Source organism: Spiroplasma apis B31 (assembly GCF_000500935.1).
Taxonomy (GTDB): domain Bacteria; phylum Bacillota_I; class Bacilli_A; order Mycoplasmatales; family Mycoplasmataceae; genus Spiroplasma_A; species Spiroplasma_A apis.
Genome location: NC_022998.1, coordinates 1,098,854 through 1,117,556, shown reverse-complemented (window position 1 = coordinate 1,117,556; position 18,703 = coordinate 1,098,854). Strand labels below are relative to the sequence as shown.

At 31.0% G+C, this 18,703-nt stretch carries 17 protein-coding genes; 14 read left to right on the top strand and 3 right to left on the bottom strand.

Annotated features, from left to right (window positions below; translation table 4 throughout):
- Positions 1-19 precede the first annotated feature (19 nt).
- From SAPIS_RS04910 to SAPIS_RS04890, 5 genes are all read left to right on the top strand, one after another.
- Positions 20-544, top strand: coding sequence for an L-threonylcarbamoyladenylate synthase (locus tag SAPIS_RS04910; protein WP_023790247.1), 525 nt, complete (start codon positions 20-22; stop codon positions 542-544).
- Positions 545-636: 92 nt separating this feature from the next.
- The gene (locus SAPIS_RS04905; protein WP_023790245.1) at positions 637-2,481 is read left to right on the top strand and encodes a hypothetical protein; all 1,845 of its coding nucleotides are present in this window, start codon (positions 637-639) and stop codon (positions 2,479-2,481) included.
- Positions 2,482-2,493: 12 nt separating this feature from the next.
- Complete coding sequence (locus SAPIS_RS04900) at positions 2,494-4,776, top strand: hypothetical protein (protein WP_023790243.1); 2,283 nt, start codon at positions 2,494-2,496, stop codon at positions 4,774-4,776.
- 40 nt (positions 4,777-4,816) lie between these two features.
- Positions 4,817-5,503 (top strand): hypothetical protein, encoded by a 687-nt coding sequence (locus SAPIS_RS04895; RefSeq protein WP_023790241.1) that lies wholly within the window; start codon positions 4,817-4,819, stop codon positions 5,501-5,503.
- Positions 5,504-5,575: 72 nt separating this feature from the next.
- Positions 5,576-5,770 (top strand): hypothetical protein, encoded by a 195-nt coding sequence (locus SAPIS_RS04890; RefSeq protein ID WP_023790239.1) that lies wholly within the window; start codon positions 5,576-5,578, stop codon positions 5,768-5,770.
- Between the two features lie 29 nt (positions 5,771-5,799).
- On the opposite strand, the gene SAPIS_RS04885 is transcribed toward SAPIS_RS04890, so the two are convergent.
- Positions 5,800-6,933, bottom strand: coding sequence for a hypothetical protein (locus tag SAPIS_RS04885; protein ID WP_023790237.1), 1,134 nt, complete (start codon positions 6,931-6,933; stop codon positions 5,800-5,802).
- Between the two features lie 72 nt (positions 6,934-7,005).
- Between SAPIS_RS04885 and SAPIS_RS04880 the strand changes: the two genes are divergently transcribed.
- The 8 genes from SAPIS_RS04880 to pepF all read left to right on the top strand — a co-directional run bounded on the left by SAPIS_RS04880 (position 7,006) and on the right by pepF (position 16,152).
- On the top strand, positions 7,006-7,764 hold the full coding sequence (locus tag SAPIS_RS04880; protein WP_023790235.1) for a hypothetical protein: 759 nt from the start codon (positions 7,006-7,008) through the stop codon (positions 7,762-7,764).
- A gap of 86 nt (positions 7,765-7,850) precedes the next feature.
- Positions 7,851-8,270, top strand: a complete 420-nt coding sequence (gene rpsL, locus SAPIS_RS04875; protein WP_023790233.1) for a 30S ribosomal protein S12 — start codon at positions 7,851-7,853, stop codon at positions 8,268-8,270.
- 42 nt (positions 8,271-8,312) lie between these two features.
- The gene (gene rpsG / locus SAPIS_RS04870; protein ID WP_023790231.1) at positions 8,313-8,780 is read left to right on the top strand and encodes a 30S ribosomal protein S7; all 468 of its coding nucleotides are present in this window, start codon (positions 8,313-8,315) and stop codon (positions 8,778-8,780) included.
- A gap of 23 nt (positions 8,781-8,803) precedes the next feature.
- Positions 8,804-10,873 (top strand): elongation factor G, encoded by a 2,070-nt coding sequence (gene fusA, locus SAPIS_RS04865; RefSeq protein WP_023790229.1) that lies wholly within the window; start codon positions 8,804-8,806, stop codon positions 10,871-10,873.
- 107 nt (positions 10,874-10,980) lie between these two features.
- A complete protein-coding gene (gene tuf, locus SAPIS_RS04860; RefSeq protein ID WP_023790227.1) occupies positions 10,981-12,168 on the top strand; it encodes an elongation factor Tu in 1,188 nt (395 codons plus the stop codon).
- Positions 12,169-12,316: 148 nt separating this feature from the next.
- The gene (locus tag SAPIS_RS04855) at positions 12,317-12,910 is read left to right on the top strand and encodes a GIY-YIG nuclease family protein (RefSeq protein ID WP_023790225.1); all 594 of its coding nucleotides are present in this window, start codon (positions 12,317-12,319) and stop codon (positions 12,908-12,910) included.
- A gap of 72 nt (positions 12,911-12,982) precedes the next feature.
- On the top strand, positions 12,983-14,323 hold the full coding sequence (locus SAPIS_RS04850; RefSeq protein WP_023790223.1) for a M17 family metallopeptidase: 1,341 nt from the start codon (positions 12,983-12,985) through the stop codon (positions 14,321-14,323).
- Positions 14,324-14,364: 41 nt separating this feature from the next.
- Positions 14,365-16,152, top strand: a complete 1,788-nt coding sequence (gene pepF / locus SAPIS_RS04845; protein WP_023790221.1) for an oligoendopeptidase F — start codon at positions 14,365-14,367, stop codon at positions 16,150-16,152.
- A gap of 34 nt (positions 16,153-16,186) precedes the next feature.
- On the opposite strand, the gene SAPIS_RS04840 is transcribed toward pepF, so the two are convergent.
- Both SAPIS_RS04840 and SAPIS_RS04835 read right to left on the bottom strand, forming a co-directional pair.
- Positions 16,187-16,618 (bottom strand): peroxiredoxin, encoded by a 432-nt coding sequence (locus SAPIS_RS04840; protein ID WP_023790219.1) that lies wholly within the window; start codon positions 16,616-16,618, stop codon positions 16,187-16,189.
- A gap of 52 nt (positions 16,619-16,670) precedes the next feature.
- A complete protein-coding gene (locus tag SAPIS_RS04835; protein ID WP_023790217.1) occupies positions 16,671-17,546 on the bottom strand; it encodes a Cof-type HAD-IIB family hydrolase in 876 nt (291 codons plus the stop codon).
- Positions 17,547-17,697: 151 nt separating this feature from the next.
- Between SAPIS_RS04835 and SAPIS_RS04830 the strand changes: the two genes are divergently transcribed.
- Positions 17,698-18,693, top strand: coding sequence for a lipoate--protein ligase (locus SAPIS_RS04830; protein ID WP_023790215.1), 996 nt, complete (start codon positions 17,698-17,700; stop codon positions 18,691-18,693).
- Positions 18,694-18,703: the final 10 nt, after the last annotated feature.

Here is an 18,703-nt window from a genome sequence, read left to right as displayed (position 1 = left end):
TTGATTATAAGGAGCACTAATGAAATTTTTAAATAGATTCAAAATTAATCAAGCAATCAATTTATTAAAAAAAAATGAAATAATAATATTACCAACCGATACAATCTATGGTTTAAGTTCGATTGTTAATGCAGACAATGCTCAAAAAATAAATGAACTAAAACAAAGTGACTTGACAAAACCTTTAATAATATTAGTCTCAAACTTAAAACAAGCATCTAAACTTATTGAAATGAATGATGATGTAGAAAACTATCTAATGTCAGACTACCCAACAACAGTAATAGCAAAGAGTTTAAAAAACAAGCAGTCAACAATTGCCATTAGAGTTGTAAAAAGAAAAGATATAAAAACGATTATAGATAATGTAGGACCAATTTACTCAACCAGTGTTAATGTATCCGGACAAAATCCACTTTCTGAGAAATCCGAATTATTCACTTTCCTAGGAAAAAATAAATGTTTTTTCATAGGGAATCTGAATAATCCGCCCTCTAGATTAGTGAATATTATCACGAACGAGAAAAAAAGATGGAATATATAATACCAAACTCTATATTCCATTGCAACACTCTTATGAACATTTTGAGTTTTTTTGTGATATAATTACTAGTGTATTTGAAGGGGGGCGACAGTATGTATGTAAATCCGTTTGAAAGAATGAGAAAAAAAAGAGAAGAAGAAGAAAAAGAAAAAATTCGACAAGAAAAAGAGCAACTAAGATTTGTGCAGTTAGGAGCACAAATGGGTTTGTCTCAAGATGACGAGTTAGCACCGTCCTTCATAAAAAACTCTTTTGTTAAAAATACCAGATTGAGTGCGCCGCCTTTTGGGTTAGACTATACTGATTATTCAGTTGACAATACCAACGACTTTCAAAATGACTTCAATAAAAATGTTGAGGGAACTACCGAAAACTTTGTGAACAATATCTCGTTTACGAATGATAAACAAAACAGTTTAGGAAACTTACCTTTTGAAACAGAAGAAAGATTTGAAGAAATAAAAAATAACAATGATTTCTTTGAAACTACAAAAGAAGATTGAAGCTTATTTAATTCATCTGATGAAAGTAATATGATCTCAAATGATATAGAAAATGATTATGAGTTTTCAAAAAATAGAAAAAAAACAACATCAGATACTAAGGTTTCTAATAAGCCTTTAGAGTTTGATACAACTCTCTTAAGCGATGAATGAGACTTTGGATTAAACGATTATGAAACACTAACAACACCAAAGCAAAGCTTTCCTAAACAATTGTCATTTGCTTCTTTCAAAGAAGACTTGAGGAAAAATAGCTTATCTGGAAATTGTTTTTTAATGTTAAGTGAAGATAACGCACCCTATGTTGAGTTGATAAAAAGAACAAATCATATAATAATTGATTTAAAAGATGTATTCATTTATAGTTTGCCTTATCTTTATTTAGTAAAAAAAATAATCAGTGCCTTGCCTTTCTTGGACTTGGACGATAAAAGAACTTTATGAGAAAGAACTTCGTTATTCCTATCAACAACTGAATACGGGAAACAAGCTTCTGAGTCATCAGTGTTGTTAGAAGATTTCGATATCGATAATCCTATAAGTTTTATTTGATCAGAATTTAGCGAAGCTTTTGAAGCATATGAGATTGAAGATATTAATATACCAATAGTTTTGAATAATTTTAAACCTTCAAGTGTTAAACAACTTACAAATACAATTAATTTTATTCAAGTAATATTTGGTGGGGTTAAATCTCTTAAGTTCTTATTAAACATTCCTGAAGCCTTTCTTAAAAAGATAGTGAATGAATCAGAATCTTATGAAGATATTATTAGAGTTGATGGTTATCTATCTTCTCGTCCACCTCAAACTCTTTTCTTAAGAGAGAACAAACCTATTGATCAGTCATCGTCTTTAAGTGAACTAAGCTCAAGGGTTATTGCACCAATCAAATATGAGTTACCTGAACAGAACAACAACTCGTTCGCGGACAAGTTTGTTAATATAGATAAAAAATTCAATTTGGATAAACCCCAACTCGGACTCGCTACAAATCCTGGTTTAAGTTCACAACATCAAATAAAAACAATTGATGCAGATAGTGGAAATAGATATATTACAAATAGTGTTAATTTGTCTAAAGAAGAAACTAATAACACAAGAAACGTTAATTTGGCAAAAACTAAAGTAGATTTATTAAATCCCGCACTAAGGATAAATGTTGATAAGAATTTGCAAAGGAAAAGAGAAGAAAATATCTTCAAAGAAAGAGATGAAGAATTGGCAAGAGTCGAGAAATTTGCTAATACTACTTTCAACCCAGCATTTCTTGTAGACCCAGAAAGCACTTTCGTTCAATTTCAAAATAGAAAACGAAATGACCTTTATCAACAAAGAAAAGATGGCTTAATGATTGACAGCAATGATACAACAAAACCATTAAATAACAATCTCCTTTCAGTTCCTGGTAATTGAAAGGATCTCAATGATTAAGGAGGAAATAGCATGTTTATGTTACTTATTATATTATCATGATCATTAGTGATGCTTGCAAGTCTCGCACTGGCAGGTTATGCAGCTCTTGGTCTTACTTCGTCGTTGTGGCTTACACAAGCAGACATTACTAACCAAACTTTTTTATATAAATTGTTCAATTGATTATCATCTTCACCATTTTCACTACCATTTTTTAGTTTAAAAGAAGGAACTAATGGTAACTTGGTGAACCCGTGAGTACCAACCCCAGGTGGACTTGTATCACTACAAAACGGAAGCGGAGCAGCTGATGGTCTGGTTCAATGAAAGATGTGATTGATATTTGGGATTATGCTTGCAGTATCAATTTATTTATTTGCAATTGCAATTGCTGAGTTTGTTAGACTTAGAAAAAAACAAAAAATATCTAAACCTTATATTAAGTCTGCACTTGTAATATTTGCAGTTGTGGGAATGTTATATGGTCAAGTTATTGTTTTAATAGCATCAGGAATATTCCTGCTATCTTGGTTTATTCTAGAAGCAACAATGTTTGATTCTGAGGCATTAAACAATTACGCTGAAGAGCGAAGCTTAATTTCTCTTTATCATGAAGAGAAAAAATTTGAAAAAGAGGTAAATAGAGAGGGAAAGTTAACAGGCAACGTGGAACAAAAGAGTCAAAAATATCTTGAAGAAACAAAAAAGGCTCAAGAACAAAATGAAAAAGCAAAAACAAATGATAGTTCTGCGTTGCCAAACGACAATAAATCTATGCAAACATCTAAAGCAAAACGAGAAAAAGCATACTTCAAATGAAAATTATATAAAGATCAACTAGAAAAATTCAGAGCCGAGATTGAGTCATTAGACTCTTCAGAATCAAGTTCTAAAAAGGAAAGGTTTATTTCAAAATTTAATAATCGTGCAGCAAACTTAAATATGTTAGCTAAGAAACTAAATTTACCAGAAAGTTATTTAATAGATTATTTAAATCATGAAATAGATTTTGAAAAAAGTAGCAGAGTAAGTTCAGAAGATTTACAAATCGCTTTTATTGAAAAAGAAAACGAGTCGTCATCTGAAATAATCCAATATGAACCTAACGCGTTTGAGGATGAAAAACAAGAAGTCTCATTGAATGAAATTTTAAATACAAGTTTATCTTTAAACCATTCGGAGCAAAAATATGGACGTAATAAAACCAAAATTACTTCGTCAGGTGTAGATAAGAAATTAGAAGAAGATGAACTAAAAGATCTTGTAACTAAGTCTTTTGAAAAACAATCACAAATGTTTGATTTGAACGATATCTTAGATAAAAACGAAGATTCTAAATTAGAGGAATCTGAAGAAGCACAAGCAATTCAGTCGGTTTCGAACGAACAAATTGAAGAAATTAATCAAAACAACGATGAGAATTTATGAGGTCTGACTGAGATTCAAGATGTAAAAACCAACAAAATCAAAGATGTTTATAAAGATTTTAACTTTAAACAACCTGACCTTATTTTTACACTTGCTGAAAAATCATTGAATAAAGAAAAGAAAAGATTGAATAGTTTATCAAAAACACCATTTGTTATGCAATCAAACCAACTTAATGATCTAAATTATCAAGATGAAGACAAAAAAGAGTTTGCTTCTGATAAATTAAGAGAACTTAATAATGTGAAGTTAGAAACTGTGGGGAAACCTGATGAGGTTCCAAATACAACTTCAAACAATAATATCTTAGAGAGACAAGAAGACTTAGACGATATGAATAAACTTCTTCAAGCGAGAAAAGCTTATGCTATAAATATGGATATTGATGAACTCAATACTACTGAAAATGATTTAGTAAGTAGCGAGAAAGATGTCTACAACGATTTATCTTTAAGCAACGAGACAACTTTAGGCAACTTACAAAAAGATGTCGACCACAGCTCTGCGTATGACTTAAGTAAAGTTACCAAGGAGTTTGAAAACTTAAACCAAATGGAACATAATTTGAATCAAGAAATAAAAAACTTACAAGAAATTGTAATAAATCAAGGTAATTTATTAGTGAAAGATCTTGAAAAGAAAACCTCAGAAATATCATCAATAAATAACATGAAGTTCACTGAGTTAGAAAAAAGAATGAAGCGTTTGGAATCAACGCTGCCAACATTATCTAACAACGAAGGCATGGAGAGTATTAAAAGCGAAGTTTCAAGAATTGTGAATAAATTAGAATCTATATCTAAAACAGTTAACGTCTTAGAGAGCACTTCCTCAAACTCTATGTTAAGCACGTTGTTAAAAAAACATCAATACAATCGAAAATAAATTACCTTACTTTCGATTGTATTTTTTAAAGGAACTTATAATGATAAATGATATATCAGATTTAATTGCATTAGATGAAAGCAACAAATACATTTTGATTAGAGAAATAAATAGCGATTCTTATGTTGAAAAAAACTTAAGCACTCACATCGTCAATGATGTTGTTTGCTTAAGTGAAATTAATGAAGCATTGAATAAAGTTTTTCCATACTTCCCGATAAAAAATACTTCAATTGTAGATTCTTCAATTAATCAAAATCAATGTATAAAAGAAATTATTGAAGCTAGTATTTTACAAAGGAGTGGACCAAAAGTTAAACTTGTCACAACTAATTGTAATGTTACAACACATTTAAATCTCGCCAAAAGATATATTACAGAAATCAATAATTTTATTTACAAGTACAATATTAAAAGAATTTATTGAAGTCCAATAATGTGTTACTTCGGCGAAGATATGAATTATTTTGGAACAATTGATCTAGTTCTGGATAATGGAAACTCTTTCTTTATAATAGGAATTAAAACTAGTAGAACAAATTACAATGAAAGATATAGTTCACAGTTATTTCTCGAAAAGAAGATGTTCGAATATTGTACTGATAAAAAAATAGCAAGTGCTTTTATATTAAATGTAAAAGCACCCCAAGTTTGATTTGAATGCAAAGACTTGGACAAAAAAAGCATTTTCAAACTTCAAAATTATTTTAAAAACCTGAAGGACTAAAAATATCAGCACTTGACTATTAATTAAAAACATTTAGAATTAATACTATATTTAAAAACCAAGGAGAATTATATGACTAAAGAAGAATACAAAGACAAGATAGCTCATATCAAGGAAAAAAGAGTAGCTCAAGAAATTGAAATACAAAAGTGTAAAGAAACCATCAAAGGTGCAAAACTTGATATGAAAATCAAAAAAAATGAATTAAAAAACATAAGTAGCGAGCTAAAATTATTAAAAAGTAAGTGAAAAAAACAAGAAATGTAGAAAAATAGAAGCTTTTAGCTTCTATTTTTTTATGAAAAGAAAACAATTTTAGGGTGCTTTTCTTTTAGCTCTTTCTTTATTTGCTCAAACCCCGCTTTTTTAAGATTTCTATTATAATCTTTCATTGCCTTTTTTCGTACTTTATTGGAATTAATACCTAAATATATAAATATAGGGATAATTATTATAAATGAACAATATAAAAGAAATGTCCAAAACCCATTAGGATAACTTTTATTTTTTAAGTAAATCACATCTGCTTTTGCACGCAAAACCTCAACCATTATCTTGATTCTCGCTTTTTGTTCTTTGTAAAATCTAGCAGCATCCCTCATAAAGTTTTCTAAATAATACAGTTCATAAGCACTAAGTCCATAAAAAGCTTTTTCTTCTACATCTTGAACCGAGATTATTGGTTCTGGTTTATAAGTTAAATCAATAGTAGCAGTCGATTCCTTAGATTCAATTATCTTTTCCTCTTTTGGGATTGAAATATTTATGTACTTAAGATTTTTATTTTCTATTTCTAAATTTCTTTCTGGTTTATCAGTATTAACTATCGGTGCTATCTTTTCCTCTTTTTTCATGTAGTCTCTAATGTCTATTGTTGGTTTGACAGGTGGTACATTTGTTGGTTTGACAGAGTCATTTTTTAGGCTAATATTTAACTTACTTTTATCTAAAGTTTCTTTTTTATCGAACTCTAACTTTCTACCATTGGCCATTCAGTTATTATCTAGAAGATCTTCAATGTTGGATTGTTTCTTTTGTGGTGCATTTCTAGGCTGTATAGTGTTTTGTTTAGGCAAAGCATTCTTTACGAAAGTTAATACATAATCAGTCTCATGGTCGCTATTAGATTTAGTTTGACCTTGTATTTGCAAATTATCTTCAAAGTATAACTGTAATATGATATATTTTGTTGTTGGATTAGCAACTAATTTTGTAGGCATCGCATTATATAAGTTTTGAACACTAATTGTTCTGTTATTTCTAATGATACCAAGGATTTGCTCTTTAGCTGCTAGATACTCCGCAGAGTTGCTTCGAGTTTTAAAGTTTTCACCACCGCTACTTGCTATATTCTTGCTTTTCATTACATTGTTTCTACAATAATCCGCTCAGTTTAAAAAATTTATTGAGTTTGATTCGCCTCACACCATTTTTAACACCTCTTTGTAATTCATTATAATATGAATTTATAGTAATATATAAAGTATAGAAAAGAGATAAAAATGAAAGAAATACACCAAATTAAGTATGAACAAATTATTATTAATCGTGTAAACACAGTTTATCAAAACTTTCGAGAGAATGTTAGAAACGATTTTCTAGTACCTAAAAATATACTTGAGAGCTTCGAAAGCCTACAAACCTTTTCCAAACGAGCGGATATCGAACAGTTTGGTATTGGATTAGATAAAACTTTAAATGATTGGAAAACAATCAATGAGAATTCAGAACAATTAATAATAATTAATCATTTTCTTTCGATATTACAAAATGCTGTAATTGTATTATTATCGATTGATACGAATCTAAAAAATGAAAAGTTAGGCACAAGCATTATAAAGGATAAGGCGGGAGTTGATGTTGTGTTTGCAACCGCTGTTCAAGCAGTTGGTTTTAAATCCAATGAATTATTAGAAAAATATGAAAAACTAGATCTAAAAAAAGACGAGAAAAATCTTTTCAAAAACCTAAACGATCACATCATACATATAACTAATTTGGACTCTCACGGAGCTTTTTCGAAAGTTGTTGAGAATATTTTAGAATTTAATTTGAGATACAACAAAGCCTACAAAGAACTATCAATACATAATACTGATGACCTATCTCAAAAAAGAATAGAGTTATTTATGGATTATATGAACACATATTACCTATTTTATTTTCTTTTAGATTTATTACTTCAATACCCTCTTAACGAAGGTATGATGACAAATACACAGTACACTAACTTAATACCAAATATAAATTTATATAATTAACTTTTTATTCATTATCAGCAATTTTAATATATAATATATTTTGTGTGTTAACAATACACTCGGTATTGTGGAAAGGAGGAAACTAAATGGCAACAATTAATCAATTAGTTAGAAAACCCAGAAAACCTAAAACTTTTAAAACTAAGGCGCCAGCTTTAAATAGAGGTATTAATACACTTCTTAAAAAAGTAACTAGAATCTCATCGCCTCAAAAAAGAGGTGTTTGTACAAGGGTTGCTACAATGACACCTAAAAAACCTAACTCAGCCCTACGTAAATATGCTAGGGTAAGATTAACAAATGGTATGGAAGTTACCGCTTATATACCTGGTGAAGGTCACAATTTACAAGAACACAGTGTTGTTTTAATACGTGGTGGTAGAGTAAAAGACTTACCGGGGGTTCGTTACCATATAATTCGTGGTACACTTGATACAACCGGTGTTAATGGTAGAATGCAATCTCGTTCTTTATATGGTACAAAAAAACCAAAAGCTAAAAAATAAATCGATTAATTAACATTAATTAAATAAGAAAGGAGTGAATTTATGCGTAAACATCAAGCTGAAAAAAGGGATGTTCTTCCTGATCCAGTTTATAATTCAAAATTAGTTACTAAGGCAGTTAATAAAATCATGTTGGATGGTAAACGTGGGACTGCACAACACATTCTATATAAAGCATTCGAAATTATTAAAGAAAAAACAAACACAAATCCGATTGAAGTATTTAATAAAGCTATAGAAAATATAAAACCTCATTTAGAATTAAAAGTTCGTCGTATTGGGGGAGCAAACTATCAAGTTCCTATTGAAGTTTCTTCTGAAAGAAAAGTTACATTAGCATTAAGATGATTAATTAATTATTCAAGATTAAGAAATGAAAAAGAAATGATAGATAGATTAGCTAATGAAATTATTGATGCATCCAACGGAGTTGGTGGATCAGTAAAAAAACGTGAGGATACTCACAAAATGGCGGAAGCTAACAAAGCATTTGCACATTATCGCTGATAATAGAATAAAAGGAGAGAATAAATATGCCAAGAGAATTTAGTCTAGATAGGACTCGTAATTTTGGAATTATGGCCCATATAGACGCCGGTAAAACCACAACAACAGAACGTATCTTATTTCACACAGGTAAAATTCATAAAATTGGTGAAACACATGAAGGTGAATCACAAATGGATTGAATGGCTCAAGAACAAGAACGTGGAATAACAATTACTTCTGCTGCTACAACTGCTTTTTGAGCAGATCACCGCTTTAACATTATTGATACTCCGGGACACGTTGACTTCACAGTTGAAGTTGAAAGATCTTTGAGAGTCCTTGATGGAGCAGTAGCAGTTTTAGATGGTCAAAGTGGGGTTGAACCCCAAACAGAAACAGTTTGAAGACAAGCAACAACTTACAAAGTACCAAGAATTGTTTTTGTTAACAAAATGGATAAAACAGGAGCTGACTTTCTTTACTCAGTTAAAACAATCGGCGAAAGATTAGGAGCAAAAGCTTCTCCCATTCAATTACCAATTGGGGCTGAAGATCAATTCTCAGGAATCATTGATTTAGTTGAAATGAAGGCGTGAACCTTTGACGGTGCAGCTGACGAAATCGCTAAAGAAATTGAAATTCCTAGTGACTTAAAAGAGTCTGCAGAGGAATTAAGAGCAAACTTAATAGAGGCTGCTGTTGAATATGACGAAGAATTGATGGTTAAGTTCCTTGATGGTGAGGAAATAACCATTCCTGAATTAAAATCAGCAATAAGAAAAGGTGTAATATCTGCTGAGTTTTTCCCAGTGCTTGCTGGGTCTGCATTTAAAAATAAAGGTGTTAAATTACTGCTTGACGCAGTTGTTGATTATTTACCATCACCATTAGATGTTCCTTCAATCAAAGGTACACTTGAAGATGGTTCTGAAGCATTTAGACATCCAGATGATGCTGAACCATTCTCTGCACTTGCTTTCAAAATCATGACTGATCCATTTGTTGGTAAGCTAACTTTCTTTAGAGTATATTCAGGTGTACTTTCAAAAGGTAGTTATGTTTTAAATGCTACAAAGGATAAAAAAGAAAGAGTTGGTCGTTTATTGAAAATGCACGCCAACAATAGAGAAGAAATCGAACAAGTATATGCTGGGGATATTGCTGCAGCTGTTGGATTAAAAGATACCACAACAGGTGATACTCTAACAGATGAGAAAAATCCAATAATATTAGAATCAATGATTTTCCCAGAACCTGTTATTCACTTAGCGTTAGAACCAAAAACAAAAGCTGACCAAGAAAAATTAGGTATATCATTAAACAAGTTGTCTGAAGAAGACCCAACTTTTAGAACTTATACAGATGAAGAAACAGGACAAACAATTATCGCGGGTATGGGTGAATTACACCTAGACATCATCGTTGATAGATTGAAACGTGAATTCAAAGTAGATACTAATGTTGGAGCACCACAAGTTTCTTATCGTGAAACAATACGTCAGTCTGCTAGAGTTGAAGGTAAATATGTTAAACAATCTGGTGGACGTGGTCAATATGGTCACGTAGTTATAGAGTTCGAACCTAATCATGACAAAGGTTTTGAATGAGTTGATAAAATCGTTGGGGGTAAAATCTCAAAAGAATATATTAACGCCGCTAGAGTTGGTCTAGAAAACGCATTACAAAATGGTGTAATTGCTGGTTTCCCTATGATAGATGTAAAAGCTACTATCGTTGATGGATCTTACCATGACGTCGACTCTAACGAGATGGCTTATAAAATAGCTTCATCACTTGCTTTGAAGGAAGCTGCTAAAAAAACTAACCCAGTTTTATTAGAACCAATAATGTCAGTTGAAGTAACTGTGCCTGATGAATATTATGGAGACGTTATGGGGAATATTTCTTCAAAACGTGGTTTAATTGAGGGTTCAGAACAAAGAGGAAATGCTCAAACTGTAAAAGCAAAAGTACCATTGTCAGAAATGTTTGGTTATGCAACAGAGTTGAGATCATTCACCCAAGGGCGTGGAAATTATACTATGATGTTCAGTCACTATAACGAAGCCCCAAAAAATATTGCTGAGGAAATTATTAAGAAAAATGGGAAGTAAACTTCTCTATTATATTTATCAAATATAAAACTATTGTATTTTGTATAAAATCAATTAAAATTATTTATGACTTTTTATTATAAAGCCAAAATGAAAGGAATGAAAATATGGCAAAAGAATCATTTGACCGTAGTTTACCCCACGTTAATATTGGGACAATAGGACACGTTGACCACGGTAAAACTACACTAACAGCTGCTATTACTAAAGTATTAGCTTCAAAAGGAGGAGCAGAATTTAAAGATTACGCAAATATCGATAATGCTCCCGAAGAAAGAGAACGTGGTATTACAATTAATACTTCACACGTTGAGTATAAAACAGACAAGAGACACTACGCTCACGTAGACTGTCCAGGACACGCCGATTATGTTAAAAACATGATTACAGGTGCAGCCCAAATGGATGGAGGAATATTAGTTGTTGCGGCAACTGATGGACCAATGCCTCAAACTAGAGAACACATCTTACTTTCAAGACAAGTTGGTGTTCCAGCAATCGTTGTTTTCTTAAACAAATGTGACATGGTTGATGATGAGGAAATGATCGACCTAGTTGAAATGGAAGTAAGAGAATTATTATCTGCTTATGATTTTGATGGAGATGGAGCCCCTGTTATTAGAGGGTCTGCATTGGGAGCATTAAACGGAGACGAAAAATGAGTAGCTAAAGTAGAAGAACTAATGGATGCTGTTGACTCATTTATTCCTACACCTGCTCGTGATACTGAAAAAACATTCTTAATGCCTGTTGAAGATGTGTTCACAATTACTGGTCGTGGTACTGTTGCAACTGGTAGAGTTGAAAGAGGAATCATCAAAGTTAACGAAGAAGTTGAAATTGTAGGATTAGTAGAAACAAGTAAAAAAGTTGTTGTTACTGGATTAGAAATGTTTAGAAAATTATTAGACTTCGCTGAAGCTGGTGATAATGTTGGAGCATTACTAAGAGGTGTTGATAGAAGTAATATCGAACGTGGACAAGTTCTTGCAAAACCAGGAACAATCAAACCACATACTAAGTTGAATGCTTCAGTATATGCACTTACACAAGAAGAAGGTGGACGTCACAAGCCATTCTTCAACAAATATCGTCCGCAATTCTACTTCCGTACTACAGACGTAACTGGTGAAGTACAATTGCCTGCAGGAATCGATATGGTTATGCCAGGTGATAATGTTGAATTAATAGTTGAATTAATTAAACCAATCGCTGTTGAGCAAGGAACTAAATTCTCAATCCGTGAAGGTGGAAGAACAATTGGAGCCGGAACAGTAGTTTCAATTATAGAATAAAGTTTAAATGTTTTACAAATGTAAAACATTTTTTTATACAATAATGTCTTTCCTTTTCGAAAATGTGCTTACGCTTGCTAAAACTTAGAAACGCTTACTATTATAAAGTTAAACCGAAATGTTTTGAGCGGAGTGATATTATGTTAATATGAAAGATTTAAAAGTTCAAAAAGAGTTCAAGGCTATTTGAAAAATTAAAGTATCTAGCAACTCTAAATATAAAAATGCTAGTGTGTCATATGTAAACAATGTAGTTAGTGAACTATCTAAAACTAGAATAATATATGACCATAAAGAAGTATCAATAAACAAAGAAAAAACAGCAGGGGTTTATTTGATATATTCTAAGAAAAAAGAAAATGTAGTCTTAACATATGTAGGAGAGTCAAAAGATATTTTCAATCGACTTAGAAAACATATTTATAACATAAGAACAAGAAACAAGTTAGCTTCAAGAATCTTAACAAAGGAACCAGACATTAATAATTTAAAATTTTTAATTCTTGAAGAAGTCAATGATATAAATGAACGTTTAAAAAAAGAGACTTATTATATTTATGTGTTTCGCTCAAAGTTCACAAATGTTAATAAAAGTCTAGCTAATAAGAAGATGAGATGTGATTTTGGTCATGGAGTAAAAAGAACTTACCTCACATTTAAAAAAGACCTTCCATATTTAGATCTTTACATATACGGTAAATGTCGAAATAAATTATGTACAAATACTTTTTTTATCGGTTAATTAATAATATAACTGAAAAAAAGAGTATAAAAATGTTATTATAAATTTATGATTAAAGAAGGAGAAAAGAATATGGTAACAAATAATCAAAATAATTTTGCAGTTACATTAAAAGCTTGCAATGAAAATAATACAAAGAATGAGCTTATAGTTAAAGAGGCTGGTGTTGGTACTCTAATATCAGAAGAGAAAACAATATATTTATTCATTGGTAAAGGAAATTGTAAATCATCTTTAAGAAAACATTTAGAAGCATTCATTTCTTCTAACAAATATGATATGAATGTTGACGTTGAATCTTTTTTAGAAATGTTTGAAGTTAAGGAAGAAGCTTTTCAAACTGTTGTAGAAACAATAATGTTTGCTGCTCATGAACAAATAGATTTCAAATCTGAAAAAACAAATAGCAAAAATTATGATTTGAAATTCGACTCAGCTAAGTATGGGGATATTTTTGATAAATCTCAAATCAAACTAGAGTACTTGAACTTTGCTAGAGACCTACAAGATTTACCACCTAATATTGGTACTTCTATTGAAATCGCAAATCGAATTGTAAACAAAGCAAAAGAAATAGAAGGTATAAAAATAACTGTTCTTGATAAAAAAGAAATAGAACAACAAGGTATGGGTCTATTTTTAGGAGTAAATGCAGGAAGTTCAGTGGAACCAAGATTGGTAGTATTAGAATATGTTGGAGATCCTTCAAAAACCAGAACTGCATTAGTAGGTAAAGGTATCACTTTTGATAGTGGTGGATACAACCTAAAACCATCTAACTTCTTAGAAAACATGAAATTTGATATGTCAGGAGCCGTGATAGTGTCATCAACTGTAATGGCATTGGCTAAGGCTAAAGCAAAATGTAATGTGGTTTCAATTGGATTGTTAACTGACAACAGAATCGGGGGGAAAGCAACTCTAACCGAATCAGTTATAACTTCAATGAATGGACAAACTGTTGAAATCACTAATACTGATGCAGAAGGAAGACTGGTTCTTGCAGATGGAATTACTTATGCAATAAGAAACGAGAAAGCGGAGAAAATTATAACTGTTGCTACATTAACTGGTGCAATCGCAGTAGCACTTGGTAGATGATTTACTGGTGCATTTTCTACAAATGATGAATTTTACTCAGAGTTTGAGAATGCTTCAAAAGTAGCGCAAGAATCTATATGAAGACAACCGCTGATTTGCGAACATTTAAAAGCAATGAAATGTTCAAAAGTAGCTGATTTAGCAAACTCAGAACCAGGACGCGAAGCAGGTTCATCAACTGCGGCAGCTTTCTTAAATTCATTTGCTGAAAAAAAAGCTTATATACATTTAGATATAGCAGCAACTGCGGACATAAACAGACGTGGTAGAGCTCCTATGACTAGAGCAATGTTTGAATTATTAAATAAATAAAAACAAAACACCAGAAGGTGTTTTTTTAAAAGGGGTTTAAAATGAATAGGAACGAAGCACAGAGTAAACACAAATGAGATTTTAGTGGCATATACGAAAATCATAATAAGTGAAGAGAAGACTCAGTTCTACTTAAAAAATATGTGGATGAATTATCTAGCCTTAAAGGTAAGCTAAATGAAGAAAAAAACTTTTTACTTTATCTAGAACTTGATGAAAAAGTTGACAAACTTAACTCTAAATTAGGTTATTATATTAATTTGATAAATGTAGATTCTACAAATAGTGAACTACAAGAACTAAGCAGTCTATATAACAATGCTTTGAATTATTACAATATAAACACAAGTTTTATAAAAAATGAACTTTTAACTTTAGGAGAAGATTTAATAAATAAATGAATCATCAAAAATAAAAAAGAACATTACTTGTTCAACTTTAAAGAGTTTTTCAGAAATCAAGGTCATATTTTAGAAAAAAGTAAGGAAGAGCTTTTAAGTAAAGTTTCTAGAAGTAGGGAAGCTGTAGCTAATCTCTACGATGTTTTAGCATATGCTGATAAACAAGAAGTAAGTATAAATCACGATGGAAGAGATAAGGTTTTAACTGCAACCCTTTACTACGATATCCTACAAAACTCTATTCCTAATGATCAAAATATTCGACAAAAAGCATGAGAATTATATTTTAAAAATATAATTGATAATAAGCACTCTTTTGCAAAAATATATGAATCTATTTTACAAAAACAGTTCGAAGATGTTAAAGTACGTAAGTTTAAATCAGTCTTGGAAATGAATCTCTTTCACGATAATATTGGAGAAAAGACGTATTTAAAATTAATTGAAGTAGGAGAAGCTAACATAAATATTTTTACAAGGTACTTACGACTATTGAAAAAAAGTTTTAAGCTGGATAAGTTTTTTACAACAGATAAAGACTTAAACTTGGTTAGTGGCTATAATAAAACTTTCAATGTTGATGAAGGCTTAGAGATTGTAAAAGAATCATTAAAAGGTTTGGGAGAAGAGTATTTAAATTATCTATCCATTGCTTCTCAAGACTCAAAAATAGATTACTTTGAGAGTTTGAATAAAATGGATGGAGCGTACTCTTCTGGTGGTAATGGACTAGAACCGATTATATTAATGAATTGAGATGATAAAATCAACTCCGTGTTTACATTGGCTCATGAATTAGGTCACTCAGTGCATACGATCTTTGCAGATAGGTATCAACAATACCCGAATACAGACTATCCAATAATTCTTGCTGAAGTCGCTTCTACATTTAATGAGCATTTATTATTTGATTATCTCTTTGAAAACACAGAAACTAAGGAAGATAAGATTTATCTACTTCAACAGAGAATAACAGACTTGATTGCGACTTTTTTCAGACAAATACAATTTGCTGATTTTGAATACTCGGCTCATAGGTTAATTGAGAACTCTGAACCTGTAACATCCGAGACTTTGATGAATTTATTCAAAGAGAAAGAAGATAAGTTTGGTTATGACTTTTTCGATAACAAAGATCGAAATGTTTACAATTGACCGTTTATTTCACATTTCTTCCACTCACCTTTCTATGTTCATAAATATGCTCTAGATATTGTAGCAAGTTATAAACTTTATACAGATTACAAAAAAGGGGATAAAGAAGGTATTCTAAACTTCTTAAAATCAGGTGGGCATAAGGAACCAATGTCAATTTTGAATGACTGCGGGGTCAATTTTGAGCAATTAGACACGTATCTACCTTTTTTAGCAGCCATGAATGATTATTTAGATTTGCTAGAAGATCTTTTATTCGCAAACGAAAAATAAATAATAAAAAGGCAGACCGCAGTCTGTCTTTTTATTATTTAATAAATTTTAAAACTTCATCTATGTGTGTTAAGTGATTTACATCTAGAAATTCTTTAACTAACTCGAGATTATTTTTTAAGACATAAGTGTTTCTGCGTGTGTCGAAGGGATTAACGTCTTTTTCGTAAGCACCTATTTCTTTAATTAGTTCTTTATCAATATCTGCGATCAGCGGGTAAGTTATTTCATATTCACAAGAAAATTTATCTTGCTCTTTGTAATCATCTCCACTAACCCCGACGATATTATATCCGAGCTCCATAAATTCATTTTTTCTTTTTTCGTATTCTTGGACCTCTAAAGTACAATACCCAGTAAAAGCTTTCGGGTAACAAAACATTATTAAACCTTTTTCACCAGTTAATTCAGAAAGTTTTTTTGTAACCCCTGTGCTAAGTTTATATTCTTTATCTTGTAGTTTCATTTTCTTCCTCCGTAATAATAGTAAACCGTAATAATTAAAAAACTCATTCAGTTTACACTTCTTCGCCTCTTAGCAATTTATCCAAATAATCTCCAACACCACCTTCATCATTTGTTAGTGTTGTTATTCCGTCTGCTACATTCTTTAAATCATCAGAACCGTTTTTCATTGCTACCCCGTAACCTACTTTTTTAATCATTTCGTAGTCGTTCATCTGATCTCCAAAAGCAATTACATCTCTTATGTCAGTATTGTAATATTGTGCTAATATTTCTGAAACAAACCCTTTGTTAGCTAACTTGTTAGTTAGTGTAATCATCGTCATTGATACTTTACTTAAATTACCGTATGCATTACCAGACTGTATTTTGATTGTATTTTTGTACATACTTAGTTGGCGTAATAACTCATCTTTATATTTGTTATCTTTTAAGAATAAAACTACATTCGTTGCTGGACCATCTCATTTATCATAAGGATCTGAAATTAAGTATTCTTCATCTTCATCTTCATCATCTAAATGAAAAAACTTTTCAACAAATTCATTTTTTTCTTTGACAATTGCTTTATCGTAAGACTCTATAAGAATATTTGAAGTACCCTTCATAACTATTGGCATGTTGATAATACTCTTTATTATTTCCTCACTTATAGGTAATACTATTCTTTTAAATTGTCGTTTATACGGGTCGTGGATATGAGCTCCGTCGAAATTCGTTAATAGAGTATTTAATCCTAGTGCTTTGTAAAATTTGATACTTGCTCTATGCGGTCTTCCGGTGATTATACAGACCTTATGCCCATCCTCTTTTGCTTTTGCTAAAACATTAAGAGTTTTTTCGTGTATTTCTTCACCATTGCTTTTTAAAACCGTACCGTCTAAATCAACTAATATCAATCTTTTTTTATTTAAGTGTTGTAATTTCATAATACTTTCCCTCTAGTCATAATTTTATAAATACTTTACTGGAAATTTTTTGAAAAAAAATTTCATTAAATAGAAATCTCACTAATATCACACATATATTTTATTTTATAGAATATAATTTATCTGTATGAAGAATAGATAGGAGCTTATTGTGTATATTTATAAAACGACTTGTGTTGACCCAAGGTATAATCTAGCGATTGAAGAATATCTTACAATGGCAGAAAAGTATGATCAACCCATTTTATTTCTTTGACAGAATGATAATACCATTGTTGTCGGTAGAAATCAAAACTCAGCATGGGAGATAAACTTGCAAAAGGCACAAAATGATGGTGTAACGATAATTAGAAGGAACACCGGTGGTGGTACAGTATTTCACGACTTAGGAAATTTGAATTTTAGTATTATCTACACTGATAAAGATAATAAAGCTGTTTCTCTTTTCTCGGAAATGTTAAAACCAGTAATATCAACTTTGAACGAAATGGGAGCAGCAGCAGAATTCTCGGGAAGAAATGACATCGTTATAAAAGGTAAAAAAATATCAGGGAATGCAATGTGAAAGCATAAAGAGCGTTTTCTACAACATGGAACTATTTTGTTTAACGCAAATTTAGACAAACTTACCAAATATCTAACTGTCGATAGAAGCAAAATTTTATCTAAAAATATTGAATCTATTGCAGCAAGGGTTACTAATGTTAACCAAGAGGTAGAAAACAAGATCGAGATAGATGAGTTTATGAATAGACTAATCGAAACTTATAAAAAAACTGATGATGTGACAGAAATAGTCCTTACCAAAGATGATCTTGCTGCTATCGAAGAGATTTTCAAAAAGAAATATTGCAACCCAGACTGAACTTTCTCCAAAAACGAGACATTTTCTTATCGTAATAAAAATAGATTTGAAGGAAAAGGCACAGTTGAGGTTCTTCTAGAAGTCAAAAAAGGAGTGATTGAGGACGCTAAAATATATGGGGATTTCTTGGGTTTTGCTGGTACAGAGGAACTTGAGGAAAGGTTGATTGGTACAAAATATAATACAAAAGATTTGGAAAAGGTTTTAGAAGAGTTTGACATTAAAGACATCTTCGGAGAAAACTTTACAAACCAAGATATTCTTGATTTGTTAATTCAATAGGAGGAAAAAT